This window comes from Pseudoalteromonas sp. TB64, assembly GCF_000498095.1.
In the GTDB taxonomy this organism is placed as follows: domain Bacteria; phylum Pseudomonadota; class Gammaproteobacteria; order Enterobacterales; family Alteromonadaceae; genus Pseudoalteromonas.
This window is the reverse complement of the sequence record NZ_AUTQ01000099.1, coordinates 59,068-72,710: the sequence shown is the minus strand read 5'-3', so window position 1 is coordinate 72,710 and position 13,643 is coordinate 59,068. Positions and strand designations below refer to the sequence as shown.

Here is a 13,643-nt window from a genome sequence, read left to right as displayed (position 1 = left end):
TTACTATAGCAAAATGGAGATTAAAATTGGATATAACAACGGTACTATAATTGCGGTTAGTAAAGCGCTTAATGCCATTGCAACCGATGCAAATGCGCCAACTTTAGGGTGCTCTGCAATTGCAGCTGCGGTACCAATTGCATGGCATGCCGTGCCTATTGCAACACCTTGCGCTTCATGGTTATAAATTTTAAACAGTTTAAAAAGCATAAAACCAAATAAAGCACCTAATAAACCGATAAAAATAACTAACGCAGCAGCAAGGGAGCTAATTCCACCTAAGGAGTCAGTAACAATTAAAGTTATAGGGGTGGTAACGCTAAGTGCAGCAACTGATGCACTTAACTGTGTTGGTACATCAAATAACATACTTAATAAAAAAGCGACAAAGGTGGCGTTAATAATACCTAAACTGCAAGTAGTCACTATTAACAGTAAGTTTTTACGTACGTGAACAAATTGCTGATATAAGGGCAGGGCTAAAGCGACAATCGCAGGCTCTAATAGCCAACTTAATAATTTACTATGTGATGCAAACTCAGTGTAAGGTAAATTTAAATTAACGAGTAATAAAGCAATAATACTGATACTTAAAAATACAGGATTGGTGAGTGATTTTAATGCGCCGTTTTTTACACGTTGATTTATAGCTCTTAGCACTAAAAATAACGTAATAATAAAAGGGACACTGAACCACCATAAGTCAGGCGTGAGGTTTAACACTTCTTTGCTTATTAGCTCAATCATTGTTTTCTCGCCCTTTAAAATAAGCAATAACACCACTGATAAGCAATAAAGAGGTAATAGGAATTAAAACAAGAACAGAAACTAAAAAAGGCCATTGTGATTTTATTATGCCAAGGTGCTCAATAAATCCAATACCAGCAGGTATAAAAAATATAGGCATAATGTTTAAAATAGGTGAGGCGCATGGTTTTACATAATGCTCCTTTACAATACCTGATAAAAGTAAAACTAATAGAATAACCATGGCAAGTAGTGGCGCAGGAAAGCTTCCGCCAATAAAATGCATGATAAATTTAGCCAACGCTAAGCACAGTAAAATAATAGTGCCACTGAGCAAATATTTCATCAAAGTGGTTCTCAAAAAATATAAGAGCTTCACTTTACCAAACCCAAGCATTTTATGCATTGTGCATTAGTCTTACCAGCGCTTTGAGTCACTATAAGTTATATCTGTTTTTCCTTTAGCTTTAGTAATCGCCTTTTTAGTATTAGAGCTTAGTAACAAGCGGATTTGGCTTAACGTTTCTTTGGCGAGTATTTTGCGTTGCAGTGGTTTATAGCTTTGTTGAGTCACTCGTTTGATAGCTGCTAGTGTATCTGGGGAGCGCTCAAGTAATATGTTAAGCATATTTTGTGTGGCTTGTTGGGTATTATCGGTAAGTTGAGTAACTAACCCAAGTTCGTTTGCCTGTAATGCCGAAATAGGGTTTGCATGACTCGCAAGCCAAAGTGCTTGGTCACGTTTTACTAAACCACTCATCATTACATTAGCCCCCATATCGGGGCATAAACCCCAGCGAGCTTCCATAATGGCAAGTTTCGCATCGTGATGTACTATTCTGTAATCGGCACCGAGCGCAATTTGTAATCCACCACCTAAGCAATTGCCATTAATTTGTGCAATAACGGGCACACTCAGTGATTGCCAACCAAGGACAACTTTTTGTGCTAAGTTTTGATTGCCAGGTAACCATTTAAATAATAATTTTATAATATTAAATGGAGATGCCATTACCGACGATATATCAAGGCCTGCACAAAAATGCTCGCCATCACCGGTTATTACAACAGCGCGAATACTGCGATCTTTTTTTATGCTACGAATTGCCTTTTTTAACTCAATAAACATTTCAAAGCTCAGCGCATTTTGTTTTTGTGCCCTGCAAAGTGTGACAGTAGCAATTCCATTTTGTTTTTCTAATTTAATCATTACACACTCCTCTGACCTGTTGTTTGAGCTTATGTTGTTATGAGTATTAAGTAAAGGTAGGGTATTTTTATTAAAAAATGGAATTTTTTTATAAAGGAGTAGTCTTAATTAGTTGATTTTACTTATAACAAAGTAAATGCTTAATAAAGTATGACTCAGTTACAAAAAAACTGAATATTTAAATGTTTTATGAACAAAATAGTTGTCATATTTGATAATATAGCAGGACTCCAAAGCTTAAAGGTTAAGCGAATATGTCAGGTCCGCGTTTATACACTGTAGAAGAAGCAACTCATCAAGCTTATGATATTTTTTTAGAGCTAGCGCCAAATAACTTAAGCGAAAAAGATGTTGAAGACTTTAATGAGTTTAGAGAAGATCTTGGCTTTATTGAAGAAGACGAACCAGATGAGCAATGGCAAGATTTTGTAGCGCTTGAAATAGAGCCTGAGCATTTTATTCAGGTTTTAGTGGGTTTAGAATTTGAAAACGATGATGTTCTATTTGCCAAGATTTTAATTAGCCGTGATAAAGACGCGCCGTTTTGTCATATTTTATGGAAAGAAAGTGAATAAGTCAGTCTGATTTATTTATAATTATGTTCAAGAGAGAGTACTGTGCGTAAGTATTTATTATTAATTCTTTTAATTATTAGCTACCCAACCTGGGCTGTTGATCCTTTTGAGGACTTTCATGAATATGGACAACTCTCTGATGAAGAAATTCATGATTTGCATAAAGGTGAAATGCTGTACGGCGATACCGAATTTGGCTTTATTTTAAGTAAAGGCAACACCAATTCGACCAGTTTCAAGTTTAAAGGTAATTTATATCAAGACTTTGAAAAATGGCGAAACCAATTCAAAATAGATACCCTTTATAAACGTGATCACAACGACGATACAGGTGAAACCGACGTAACCGCTAACCGTATATTTTTATCGGCACAAGGTAATTATAAAGTAGGTGTTAAAAACTCTTCATTTTTTATTTACGGTGATTATGAAGAAGATGAATTTAGTGGTCTCGACTTTAAGGGCACAATCGCGACTGGTTATGGCTCACGTGTATATCAAGGAAGCAAAAATAAAGTTGATATAGACATAGGTCCTGGTTTGTATCGATCAGTTGCTGCAGATGACTCTGAAGCAAGTGAAGATGAACTTGATAAAGTAGGTTACTTAGTTCGTATTGCCATGCAATGGGAACGCTTAGTATCTAAACGCACGCGCTTTAACCAAGATGTAAGTATAGAGCAATCTCTTTCTGGGCTTAATTCTCGTTTGAAATCAGAAACGGCGCTTATTAGCCAAGTGATTGGTGCTGTATCGCTTAAATTTGCTTACATGTATCGTTATAATTCAAAACCTGAAGATGATAAACTCAAGTTCGACTCAGAGCTTAGCGCCACATTGGTATATAGCTTTTAAGTATTTATTTAATTTTAGAGAGTATTATGTATCAGCATAAGCAGTATGCGGTGTTTATCTTTTTTGTATTAGCATGGATTGGTGGCTTTGTTGCTCTTGCGTGGAATTTACTGGGCGCAGATGGACCATTAATAATATTTGCTGGCATTTTGGTGCTGGTGGGTTTTTTGTTCCATGGATTAACTGTAAAAGTAGATGATAAAACAATTAGCTGGGCATTTGGTCCCGGAGTTGCAGGTCAAAGCGTAGAGCTTCTTGATATTGCAGAAGCAAAAGCAGTTCAAAATTCGTATCGTCATGGTATTGGTATGCGTATTACCCACGATGGTTGGATATATACAGTATCTGGGTTTAGTGCAATTCAACTTACACTTAAAGATGGCACAATGTACCGAGTAGGTACTAATGATCAGCAAGGTTTATTAGCAGCCCTAAAAGAGAATAAGGTATTAATCGCGCTCCCAAAGGCACCCAAAAGCGAATCTAAAGCGGTTAAACCCAATAATATGATATAAAAAAAGCGCCTTAGGCGCTTTTTTTATCAGCTTTACATAATCTTAGTGATCGTGACCACAACCACCTTCACCATGTACGTGACCATGAGTTAGTTCTTCTTCTGTTGCATCACGTACTTCAAGTATTTCTACATCAAAGTTAAGTGTAGTGCCAGCAAGTGGATTATTGCCATCTACAATTACTTCTTCATCTTGAATGTCGATAATCATTACAGATTGGTCGCCATCATCTGTTGATGCACGAAATTGCATACCCACTTCAATTTCCATGCCTTCAAACATAGATTTAGGCACCGCTTGCATTAGATTTTCGTGACGCTCGCCATAACCTTCATCAGGTTCAACTTTTACACTTAGCGTATCGCCAGCTTGTTTGCCTTGTAGAGCATTTTCTAAACCTGAAATTAAATAGCCTGTGCCAATAATAAAAAGTAGTGGTTCACCACCGAACGAGTTATCAATGCTATTACCATCATTATCCATAACAGAATAATGCATCTTTACTACTTTGTTTTGCGCAACGATCATAGTCATTCCTATTTATTCATCTTCAAGAGAGTAAGGTAGAGGCAGAATGCTTAGCTCTACCTGAGGTGTGTGTTTTGCACGAAATACCTGAGTTACATCAGTATCGTTTGGCAACACAACAAGGCCCGTTAATCTGTTTGTTTGCTCATCAAAGCTTTGCGTAATAAGCTTGCCTGCACGACGCCAGTTTTCGCCTAATTGAATTTCTAAATCAGGTTCACTAAGCAGCCCTTCGCTTTGCCCAGTAACGATATACATTGCACGTTTGTTTTTACCTAGGTATTTCATACGTGCCACGGTTTCTTGACCTGTATAACAACCTTTTTTAAAACTAATACCATTAATAGCATGTAAATTAACCATTTGCGGTACGTACTCGCCAATAGCTTCAGAGCTTAATTGAGGTTCTCCAGCTAAAATTTCCGCTTGTTTCCATGGGGCATCTGTATCAAGAGTCGATACATTATCAGGAACACTAAATTGGCTATCAACCACTAATAATACGCGGTTACTTGCTAGTTTTAATGCTTTACCATGGCTAAAGTCGCATGCTGTAGCATCATCTTCAAAATTGATATTGAGTTGCGTAAGTATCTCGGTTAAGTCATCGCCAATAAGACCAATTAAGCGCTGTGAAGCGGCGCTTATATCAACCCTTGCAAATACGGCATATTTTTTAAGCTCAGCTAAAGATTTTTCTACTTCAGCGTCGCTACCAGCTAAATAGTAGCTGTCTTGATGGGCGAATAATTTAAACACCCCCCAAAGTTTTCCTTTTGCACTACAATGACCAGCCCATAAATAATTGCTGTTAGTTAGTTTATTGAGATCTTGAGTGATTTGTCCGTGTAAGTAAGATAATTTATCAGCACCATTAAGGCTAATAAGTTTATGAGATAATGGACATGCATAAACGCTCGACATAAAAACCTTCTTTGCAATATAAATGAAGTGACATAATAACGCAGTTAATACGTATGGTACAGACTAGCAATAGGCAGCGTCGATTTATTCTTTAATGAGAGATTAATAGCTGCTAAATAGGCTTGTATTTGTTAAACTTGGGGCAATTAAGTATGAGGTTTAAAATGGTCGAGATTCATAGTAAAGCACGTATTCGTTGGGCTTGTCGTCGTGGTATGTTAGAGCTAGATGTTTTGTTTATGCCGTTTGTTGAAGACGCATACGATTCTTTGAGCGCAGAACAACAAGCTATTTTTCAACGTTTATTAACAGAAGAAGACCCAGATTTGTTTGCATGGTTTATGGGTCATCAAGAATGTAAAGATGAGCAGTTAAATGCCATGGTTCAGCTTATTCTAGATAGAGTTCGTGTATAGATTTACGGTTACAGAAAATAAAGCAGACCACAAACCGATTGTGGTCTTTTTTTGTATGCTTGCTTTAATATTATGTTTATTTTTAAGCTCAATTACGGCAATGATTTTCTGCATCGTTGTTAATGCGTTAAGTGGGTTATTTGTTTGGCGTAAAATATTAGCTGCACACCCACTGCAAGGTACAATTATATTAGAGCCTAACCAATTTAGATTTGAAAGTACTACGTTAAAAATTCAAGGTGAGATAAGCATTAAAAGTCGCTTATTTGGTAATAGTATTTGGTTTTATATTAAAGGTTTTAATGCAAATCATTGGCTAATAATATCAGCCAATGGTGTTAATGAACAAAGCTATGTAAGGTTAAAACGTGCGTTATTTAACGCGGCGTTAAAATAGTAGGTTTTGGGTTTTTATTTTGCTTTGGATAGTCAATAGTATAATGCAAACCTCGACTTTCTTTACGTTCCATTGCACTTCTAATAATTAATTCAGCGACTTGTACTAAATTACGTAGTTCTAATAAGTTATTACTTACTCTAAAGTTAGCGTAGTAATCGTGTATCTCTTGCTGTAGTAACTCAACTCTGTGAAGCGCACGTTCTAAACGTTTGGTTGAGCGAACAATTCCCACGTAATCCCACATAAACAAACGTAATTCATGCCAATTATGAGTAATTACAATTTCTTCATCTGAGTTACTAACACGGCTTTCATCCCAGTGAGGAAGAGCAATCGGTTCTGGTGCGCGTTCAATTTTGCTTAAAATATCTTTTGCAGCAGCGTGAGCAAAAACAATACACTCTAATAGTGAATTACTTGCCATACGGTTTGCGCCATGCAAGCCCGTATAGGCAACTTCACCTATAGCATATAAATTGTCTAAATCGGTTTTACCGTTAAAGTCAGTCATTACGCCNCCGCCACAAGTATAGTGAGCAGCGGGTACAACCGGAATCGCTTCTTTTGTTATATCAAGACCTACACTTAAACATTTTGCGTAAATAGTAGGGAAGTGCTCAATAATAAATTCTTGATCTTTATGGCTTATATCAAGGTACACACAGTTAGCGCCAAGGCGTTTCATTTCAAAGTCGATTGCGCGAGCAACAATATCGCGCGGAGCAAGTTCTTCTCGTTCATCAAAGTCTTTCATAAAACGAGTGCCGTCAGGGCGTTTTAAATAAGCACCTTCGCCACGCATTGCTTCAGTAATTAAAAAGTTTTGTAATTCTGGATGGTATAAACTTGTTGGATGAAATTGATTAAATTCCATATTGGCGACTTTACACCCAGCGCGCCAAGCCATAGCAATACCATCACCACTTGAAACGTCTGGATTTGATGTATACAAGTACACTTTGCTAGCGCCACCGGTTGCAAGGGCGACAAATTTTGCTGAAATGGTTTCTACTTTTTTAGCTTTTTTGTTCCACACATACATACCTTCAATGTGTGAGCCAGTTTTACCTGCACTTTTATCTGTAATTAAGTCAATTGCGTTATATTGCTCAAGAAGCGTAATGTTTTTATGAATTTTAACTTGGCTAATTAGTGTAGTTTGCACCGCTTTACCAGTCGCATCAGCAGCATGCAAAATACGACGATGGCTATGACCACCTTCGCGCGTTAAATGAAAACGCTCTTTACCTTTGCTATCAAACTCCATATCAAAAGGCACGCCTTGATCAATTAGCCATTGCAGGCAATCATGAGCGTTACTCGCAGTATAATGAACGGCGTCTCTGTCGCACAAACCGCCACCTGCATCGAGTGTATCTTCTACGTGAGACTCAATGCTGTCATTTTGTTTATCAAATACTGCTGCTATGCCACCTTGAGCATAAAGTGTAGAGCCTTCGGTAAGCGCTCCCTTACTGATCACGGTAACGTTACAATAGTTAGCTAAAGACAAGGCAAGTGATAAGCCCGCTGCGCCGCTACCTATAATAGCGACATCTGCAATATGATGTTTATTTTGGTTCATGTCAGGGGTACTTTGCGGTTACAATGCTCGTAATAGAGCAATATTTGTTTTTAATATATGTAGTTGTACCATATTTGTCATATTACTACGTAGTGATTTTAATGGCTTAGCGTCGTTATTTAGAACTAATTTATATAAAAATAATATTAAGCAGAACTTTTTATTCATATGGAAGTCATAGTATTTGTGAACAATGGCGATAATATAAATAACAAGCAAAAATCAGACATAGGAGTACCGGCTCGAATGAGCGAGCAGGAATTGGATTTAGTGCTAGTAAAAAGGGTTCAGGAAGGCGATAAAAATGCCTTTAACCTATTAGTAAAGAAGTATCAAAACAAGATTGCAGGTTTGATCTCACGTTATGTGTCGAATCAAGGTGATGTTGCAGATGTAGCACAAGAAGCATTTATTAAAGCTTACCGTGCGCTTCCTAACTTTAGAGGTGATAGTGCCTTTTATACTTGGTTATACCGTATTGCCGTTAATTGTGCTAAAAATTACTTAGTTGCACAGGGTCGTAAACCGCCAGCAAATGATATAGACGCTGAAGAAGCAGAGTTTTATGACTGCGCGGATTCGATGCGCTCAAATGCATCCCCTGAAAATTTGCTGTTAAGCGAAGAAGTACGCGCTGTTATTTTTAGTACGATTGATAGTTTGCCTGAAGACCTTAAAACTGCGATCACCCTCAGAGAAATTGAAGGGATGAGCTATGAAGAAATAGCCGTAGTAATGGATTGCCCAGTCGGTACGGTACGTTCGCGTATATTTCGTGCCCGCGAAGCAATAGATAATAAATTACACCCATTAATAGGCGAGTCTTAGTATGACAAAAGCACACCTTAACAAGTTAGATAACGAAGCGTTATCAGCATTACTTGATGGCGAACAACATCTAACAGATGCAAAAATTGCAGAGCAAGATGTAACTACGTTTGGTCGTTATGCGTTAATTGGTGATGCGATGCGTGCTCAAAAAAATAACGACGACATACATATTGATATAAGTGACCGCGTTGCATTCGCACTTGAAAGCGAACCTGTTTATGCTGACTTTAGTCAGTCAAACAAACAACCTCAGCCAAAAAGTGATACAGAACAAGATAATAAAGTCGTTGCTTTTAATTGGCGTAAACCAGTTGCTCAACTTGCAATTGCCGCTAGCGTAGCAATGTTTGCTATTGTTGGTGTTAACACATTACCGCAAGGTAATAACGAGCAACAAAGCGAAATACCGCTACTGCAAACAACGCCTCTTGCTGGTATGGCGTCGCCAGTGAGTTACTCATCTGAACCTGCACTTGAAAATGCAGAAGAAGGCTTACGTGAATTACAGCAACAGCGTATTGGAGCACTTGTTTTAGAGCATCAACGCCAAGCTCGTGTTGCTAACTCGCTGCAAACAGCGCAAAATGATACGAAAGCACAAGAGGAAAAAAACTAATTAAATGAAAGTAATCACTTTTGTTCTGTCGTTTGCATTAAGCTTTAATGCGTTTGCGAGCGACACAAACCCCGCTAAAGATTTATTACTCAAAATGGCTGATGCTGTTCATAATCGTAATTTTGACGCTTCATTTGTAGTTGTTAAAGGTAAAACGATGGAACCATATCGCTGGGTTCATGCAAAGCAAGGTAATACCGAACTTGAACACTTAAGCTTACTCAATGGCGCAGGTCTTGAAATGGTGCGAGTTGATGATCAGGTTACTTACTTTGAGCCACAATCAGAACCTTATTCACTTAAAACAGATTCAATTGCAGGACCTATTCCTGAAGTACTATTTAAAGATATAGATCGCCTAAGTGCGCACTATGATTTTGTCCTTGGTGGCAAAGGACGTATAGCAGGGCGAGCAGCTCAATTAGTACGCATTGAATCTAAAGACGAATACAAATATAACTACTGGATTTGGCTTGATATGGAGTCGTCTTTATTATTAAAAGCGGCCTATGTAAATCATGAAGGTGATGCATTAGAGCAGCTACAGTTAACGCATATCAGCGTAACTGAGCAGCCTGCAAACATGCTTCTTGAAGTGCTAAATCGCAATTTCCCAACGCCTTTACCTGAAAGTGCTCTTGAAAATACAGAAAATGAAGCAACTAATTGGGAAATAAGCTGGGTACCTGATGGGTTTAAATTATTAAAATCTGATAGACATAAGTTAGATTTAAATAATGAATTAACAGACTATTATCTATATTCAGACGGGTTTGTTGAAGTATCAGTATTTATACAAAGACCTTTACCTGGCAAGCGTTTAAGCGGAGCATTAACTTCTGGTGCAACGACTGTATATGTGCATAATGGCGGTAATTTTGATGTATCGGTTGTTGGTAATGTACCGAGTATGACCGCAAAAGCAATTGCAGAGTCAGTAACTCGCGCGTTATAAACGATTCGTAAGGATTGTTATGATTGAACAAACACTCACCGTTGTGGCCATTAACGGCCACANCATTGCAGATTTAGAAGCAGAGCAAAAGCAAGCTTGTGCAGGCTGTAATGGTCGTTGTGGCTCACAAGTCTTTAGCAAATTATTTGGTACTGCTAAAAAAACACTTCCCTATAAATTTGACTCATCTGTTTCGATAGGTCAAAAAGTTACTTTATCGTTAGACGACAGCCATGTAGTTAAACATGCCTTTGCTGTGTACATGGTTCCACTATTTTTAAGCCTTACTTTTGCTTTAGCTGCATCTGAACTTTTTAAAGTTGCAGAAGGGTGGCAAATTTTAGCTGCTGCATTTGGCGGAATTACAGGCTTTTTTATAGCTAAAACTCAGGTTAAATCGCTTAAACACGATATAAAAGTAATAAAAATTCACCCAATTAGTATCCCTTTAACTCAAATAGATGGTGATTGACGCCAATTAAATGTAAAATTGTCGTTTTATACCAAAGTAACTTGGAAATACAGGGAGTGGTGGTTTTTAATATCGTTTTATCTTATATAACAAGGCAAGTTTATTTTATATAACTTGTTGTTTAATAATGAATAAAATATTTATAGCCCCTCTTAAAAAGCGCAAGCGGAATCTGTGTTTTACGCACTGAGTTTGTGGCATCCTACAGCAAGTATTTTCAAGTCACTTCGGTATTCATAATTAGTCCATTAAAATAGAAGTATAGAATCCAGTTTATGAAGCATATCCGTAATTTTTCGATCATCGCCCATATTGACCATGGTAAATCGACCCTTTCAGATCGTTTGATCCAAGTTTGTGGCGGTTTAACAGACCGTGAAATGCAAAAACAAGTTTTGGATTCAATGGATATTGAGCGCGAACGTGGTATTACCATTAAAGCGCAAAGTGTAACGTTGAATTACAAAGCGAACGATGGCGAAACCTATCAGCTTAATTTCATTGATACTCCAGGACACGTCGATTTTACTTATGAAGTATCACGTTCTTTAGCTGCGTGTGAAGGCGCACTACTTGTTGTTGATGCAGGTCAAGGTGTTGAAGCACAAACATTAGCTAACTGTTACACCGCTATTGAAATGGAATTAGAAGTAATTCCAGTACTTAATAAAATAGATTTACCACAAGCAGATCCTTTGCGTGTTGCAGAAGAAATTGAAGAAATTATTGGTATTGATGCATTAGATGCAGTGCAATGTAGCGCTAAAACAGGCGTAGGTATTGCTGAAGTACTTGAAATGATTGTTAGAGACGTTCCGCCACCAGTAGGTAACACAGATGGACCTCTACAAGCTCTTATTATAGATTCTTGGTTTGACCCATACCAAGGCGTGGTATCACTAGTGCGTATTAAGCATGGTGAATTACGCATTGGCGACAAAATAAAAATAATGTCGAACGAGCATATACATACAGCTGACCAAGTAGGTGTGTTTACACCTAAGCAAACTAATACCGGTATTTTAAGAACGGGTGAAGTAGGCTTTGTTATTGCTGGCATAAAAGAGATACATGGTGCGCCAGTAGGCGACACTATTACTCATCAAAAAAATGCTGCACCACTTCGTTTACCAGGCTTTCAAAAAATTAAGCCACAGGTTTATGCAGGTATGTTTCCAATTGCATCAGATGAGTATGAATCATTCCGCGATGCGCTTAATAAATTAAGCTTAAACGATGCGTCGTTATTCTTTGAACCAGAGAATTCAACAGCACTAGGTTTTGGTTTCCGTTGTGGCTTTTTAGGTATGCTGCACATGGAAATTATTCAAGAGCGTTTAGAGCGTGAATACGATATTGATTTAATAACAACTGCACCTACGGTAATCTATGAAATAGTTACTAAAGAAGGTACATTCCAGATTGATAACCCGTCTGATTTACCTGCAGTAAACGATATTTTAGAAATTCGTGAACCGATTGTTGAAGCTAATATTTTGGTACCTCAAGAATACCTGGGTAATGTTATTACCTTATGTATTGAAAAACGTGGTAGCCAAACTAAAATGACTTATCACGGTAAGCAAGTAGCTGTTACATATGAGCTGCCTATGGCTGAAGTGGTAATGGACTTTTTTGATAAATTAAAATCAACAAGTCGTGGTTTTGCGTCGCTTGACTATAACTTTAAGCACTTTCAAACATCAGATATGGTGCGTGTAGATATTTTAATTAATAGTGAGCGCGTTGATGCACTTGCGATTATTGTTCACAGAGATGGTGCACAGTCTCGCGGTCGTCAGTTAGCTGATGCATTAAAAGAGCTTATTCCTCGTCAAATGTTTGATATTGCGATTCAAGCAGCTATTGGGCAACATGTTATTGCACGTACCACGGTAAAACAATTACGTAAAAACGTAATTGCTAAGTGTTACGGTGGTGATGTGAGCCGTAAGAAAAAGCTACTTAAAAAGCAAAAAGATGGTAAAAAACGTATGAAACAAGTAGGTAATGTTGAAGTACCTCAAGAAGCGTTTTTAGCTATTTTAAAAGTTGGTAAATAAAACAAAGGATTATAAATGGCTGGTTATTTTTCAGTTTTTTTGGTGTTATTAACTTTAGGCTCAGGTTTAATATGGTTAATAGATCACTTAATATATGCACCTAAAAGGCAAGCGCTTCTAGATATGGCGCAAAAGTCTGCAGGTGCTCCGTTAGATGAAGAGACAGTGGCGTTAATAGCGCCAGAACCAGTAGTAACTGAAACTGCAAAGTCAATTTTTCCAATGATTGCAGCAATTACTATTTTTAGATCGTTTATTTTTGAACCGTTTCAAATTCCATCGGGTTCAATGATGCCTACACTGTTAGTAGGTGATTTTATTTTAGTACAAAAATACGCTTATGGAATAAAAGATCCTGTTTGGCGAACGCAGTTGGTTGATGTAGATAAGCCATCACGCGGTGATGTTGTTGTTTTTAAATTTCCGTTAAACGAAGAAATTGACTATATAAAAAGAACGATAGGCTTACCTGGTGATAAAATTGTTTATCGTGATAAACGTTTATTTATTCAGCCAAATTGTAAAGAGGGTGAAACACAACAAGGTAATTTGGTGTGTAATGAGTACAATAAAATTGATATGGAAATCATCAAAAGCGGCGAATTCAATTTGAAAGGAATGACTTCTGTACGTTTGACAGAGTCTTTAACTGACGATGTTCATGATATTTTAATTTATCCTGAACGAGCTGAGCAAAAAGGGCGATACTATAGACAACCAGGCACACCTTCTGATGAATGGGTTGTACCTGCGGATCATTATTTCATGATGGGCGATAATCGTGACAATAGTGAAGATGGTCGCTTTTGGGGTTTTGTACCAAAAGAAAACTTGGTGGGTAAAGCTGTCTTTATATGGATGAGTTTTGAATTTGAGAATGGCCCTGACGATATTTTACCAGGATGGGTTCCAACTGGTGTTCGTTTTGAGCGCCTAGGTAATATTCAGTAA

The 13,643-nt window shown here is 37.6% G+C and carries 17 protein-coding genes; 11 read left to right on the top strand and 6 right to left on the bottom strand.

The window, feature by feature from the left end:
• Positions 1-3: 3 nt before the first annotated feature.
• The 3 genes from L647_RS0107375 to L647_RS0107365 all read right to left on the bottom strand — a co-directional run bounded on the left by L647_RS0107375 (position 4) and on the right by L647_RS0107365 (position 1,957).
• Positions 4-747 (bottom strand): LrgB family protein, encoded by a 744-nt coding sequence (locus L647_RS0107375; protein ID WP_024610602.1) that lies wholly within the window; start codon positions 745-747, stop codon positions 4-6.
• Positions 740-1,093, bottom strand: a complete 354-nt coding sequence (locus L647_RS0107370; RefSeq protein ID WP_024610601.1) for a CidA/LrgA family protein — start codon at positions 1,091-1,093, stop codon at positions 740-742. The genes L647_RS0107375 and L647_RS0107370 overlap by 8 nt, the downstream gene beginning before the upstream one ends.
• A 72-nt stretch (positions 1,094-1,165) precedes the next feature.
• Positions 1,166-1,957, bottom strand: a complete 792-nt coding sequence (locus L647_RS0107365) for a crotonase/enoyl-CoA hydratase family protein (protein ID WP_024610600.1) — start codon at positions 1,955-1,957, stop codon at positions 1,166-1,168.
• Positions 1,958-2,211: 254 nt separating this feature from the next.
• Here L647_RS0107365 and L647_RS0107360 point away from each other — a divergent pair, with 254 nt between their 5' ends.
• Genes L647_RS0107360 through L647_RS0107350 form a run of 3 tightly spaced genes read left to right on the top strand, consistent with a single transcriptional unit; the run spans position 2,212 to position 3,902 of the window.
• A complete protein-coding gene (locus tag L647_RS0107360) occupies positions 2,212-2,532 on the top strand; it encodes an HI1450 family dsDNA-mimic protein (protein WP_024610599.1) in 321 nt (106 codons plus the stop codon).
• Positions 2,533-2,574: 42 nt separating this feature from the next.
• Positions 2,575-3,387, top strand: a complete 813-nt coding sequence (locus L647_RS0107355; protein ID WP_024610598.1) for a DUF481 domain-containing protein — start codon at positions 2,575-2,577, stop codon at positions 3,385-3,387.
• 26 nt (positions 3,388-3,413) lie between these two features.
• The gene (locus L647_RS0107350) at positions 3,414-3,902 is read left to right on the top strand and encodes a hypothetical protein (protein ID WP_024610597.1); all 489 of its coding nucleotides are present in this window, start codon (positions 3,414-3,416) and stop codon (positions 3,900-3,902) included.
• 42 nt (positions 3,903-3,944) lie between these two features.
• Here L647_RS0107350 and L647_RS0107345 read toward each other — a convergent pair whose 3' ends face one another.
• Positions 3,945-4,430 carry a peptidylprolyl isomerase gene (locus L647_RS0107345; RefSeq protein ID WP_024610596.1) on the bottom strand — a complete coding sequence of 162 codons (486 nt, stop codon included), beginning with the start codon at positions 4,428-4,430 and terminating at the stop codon, positions 3,945-3,947.
• 12 nt (positions 4,431-4,442) lie between these two features.
• Entirely contained in the window at positions 4,443-5,354 is a 912-nt protein-coding gene (gene ygfZ, locus L647_RS0107340) for a tRNA-modifying protein YgfZ (RefSeq protein ID WP_024610595.1), read from the bottom strand.
• Between the two features lie 164 nt (positions 5,355-5,518).
• On the opposite strand from ygfZ, the gene L647_RS0107335 reads away from it, so the two are divergent.
• Together L647_RS0107335 and L647_RS0107330 are read left to right on the top strand one after the other, a co-directional pair.
• On the top strand, positions 5,519-5,770 hold the full coding sequence (locus tag L647_RS0107335) for a succinate dehydrogenase assembly factor 2 (protein ID WP_024610594.1): 252 nt from the start codon (positions 5,519-5,521) through the stop codon (positions 5,768-5,770).
• A gap of 55 nt (positions 5,771-5,825) precedes the next feature.
• Positions 5,826-6,167: a hypothetical protein gene (locus L647_RS0107330; RefSeq protein WP_024610593.1), complete on the top strand. Its 342-nt coding sequence runs from the start codon at positions 5,826-5,828 to the stop codon at positions 6,165-6,167.
• Here L647_RS0107330 and nadB read toward each other — a convergent pair.
• Positions 6,148-7,755 carry an L-aspartate oxidase gene (nadB, locus tag L647_RS0107325; protein ID WP_024610592.1) on the bottom strand — a complete coding sequence of 536 codons (1,608 nt, stop codon included), beginning with the start codon at positions 7,753-7,755 and terminating at the stop codon, positions 6,148-6,150. The two genes, L647_RS0107330 and nadB, sit on opposite strands and share 20 nt — an antisense overlap.
• Positions 7,756-8,001: 246 nt before the next feature.
• Here nadB and rpoE point away from each other — a divergent pair, with 246 nt between their 5' ends.
• The 6 genes from rpoE to lepB all read left to right on the top strand — a co-directional run bounded on the left by rpoE (position 8,002) and on the right by lepB (position 13,643).
• Positions 8,002-8,583, top strand: a complete 582-nt coding sequence (gene rpoE, locus L647_RS0107320) for an RNA polymerase sigma factor RpoE (RefSeq protein WP_024610591.1) — start codon at positions 8,002-8,004, stop codon at positions 8,581-8,583.
• A 1-nt stretch (position 8,584) separates the two neighbouring features.
• Positions 8,585-9,202, top strand: a complete 618-nt coding sequence (locus L647_RS0107315) for an RseA family anti-sigma factor (RefSeq protein WP_024610590.1) — start codon at positions 8,585-8,587, stop codon at positions 9,200-9,202.
• A gap of 4 nt (positions 9,203-9,206) precedes the next feature.
• A complete protein-coding gene (locus tag L647_RS0107310; protein WP_024610589.1) occupies positions 9,207-10,157 on the top strand; it encodes a MucB/RseB C-terminal domain-containing protein in 951 nt (316 codons plus the stop codon).
• 19 nt (positions 10,158-10,176) lie between these two features.
• Complete coding sequence (locus L647_RS0107305; RefSeq protein ID WP_024610588.1) at positions 10,177-10,629, top strand: SoxR reducing system RseC family protein; 453 nt, start codon at positions 10,177-10,179, stop codon at positions 10,627-10,629.
• Positions 10,630-10,904: 275 nt separating this feature from the next.
• Positions 10,905-12,692, top strand: coding sequence for a translation elongation factor 4 (lepA, locus tag L647_RS0107300; protein WP_024610587.1), 1,788 nt, complete (start codon positions 10,905-10,907; stop codon positions 12,690-12,692).
• A gap of 15 nt (positions 12,693-12,707) precedes the next feature.
• Positions 12,708-13,643 (top strand): signal peptidase I, encoded by a 936-nt coding sequence (gene lepB, locus L647_RS0107295; RefSeq protein ID WP_024610586.1) that lies wholly within the window; start codon positions 12,708-12,710, stop codon positions 13,641-13,643.

Bases quoted from the DNA above. Each gene is read 5' to 3' on its own strand.
- L647_RS0107365 (WP_024610600.1), bottom strand. From the start codon at position 1,957: ATGATTAAATTAGAAAAACAAAATGGAATTGCTACTGTCACACTTTGC.
- L647_RS0107310 (WP_024610589.1), top strand. From the start codon at position 9,207: ATGAAAGTAATCACTTTTGTTCTGTCGTTTGCATTAAGCTTTAATGCG.
- L647_RS0107315 (WP_024610590.1), top strand. From the start codon at position 8,585: ATGACAAAAGCACACCTTAACAAGTTAGATAACGAAGCGTTATCAGCA.
- L647_RS0107345 (WP_024610596.1), bottom strand. From the start codon at position 4,430: ATGATCGTTGCGCAAAACAAAGTAGTAAAGATGCATTATTCTGTTATG.
- L647_RS0107360 (WP_024610599.1), top strand. From the start codon at position 2,212: ATGTCAGGTCCGCGTTTATACACTGTAGAAGAAGCAACTCATCAAGCT.
- L647_RS0107335 (WP_024610594.1), top strand. From the start codon at position 5,519: ATGGTCGAGATTCATAGTAAAGCACGTATTCGTTGGGCTTGTCGTCGT.
- L647_RS0107370 (WP_024610601.1), bottom strand. From the start codon at position 1,093: ATGAAATATTTGCTCAGTGGCACTATTATTTTACTGTGCTTAGCGTTG.
- L647_RS0107350 (WP_024610597.1), top strand. From the start codon at position 3,414: ATGTATCAGCATAAGCAGTATGCGGTGTTTATCTTTTTTGTATTAGCA.
- ygfZ (WP_024610595.1), bottom strand. From the start codon at position 5,354: ATGTCGAGCGTTTATGCATGTCCATTATCTCATAAACTTATTAGCCTT.
- lepA (WP_024610587.1), top strand. From the start codon at position 10,905: ATGAAGCATATCCGTAATTTTTCGATCATCGCCCATATTGACCATGGT.
- L647_RS0107330 (WP_024610593.1), top strand. From the start codon at position 5,826: ATGCTTGCTTTAATATTATGTTTATTTTTAAGCTCAATTACGGCAATG.
- rpoE (WP_024610591.1), top strand. From the start codon at position 8,002: ATGAGCGAGCAGGAATTGGATTTAGTGCTAGTAAAAAGGGTTCAGGAA.
- lepB (WP_024610586.1), top strand. From the start codon at position 12,708: ATGGCTGGTTATTTTTCAGTTTTTTTGGTGTTATTAACTTTAGGCTCA.
- L647_RS0107375 (WP_024610602.1), bottom strand. From the start codon at position 747: ATGATTGAGCTAATAAGCAAAGAAGTGTTAAACCTCACGCCTGACTTA.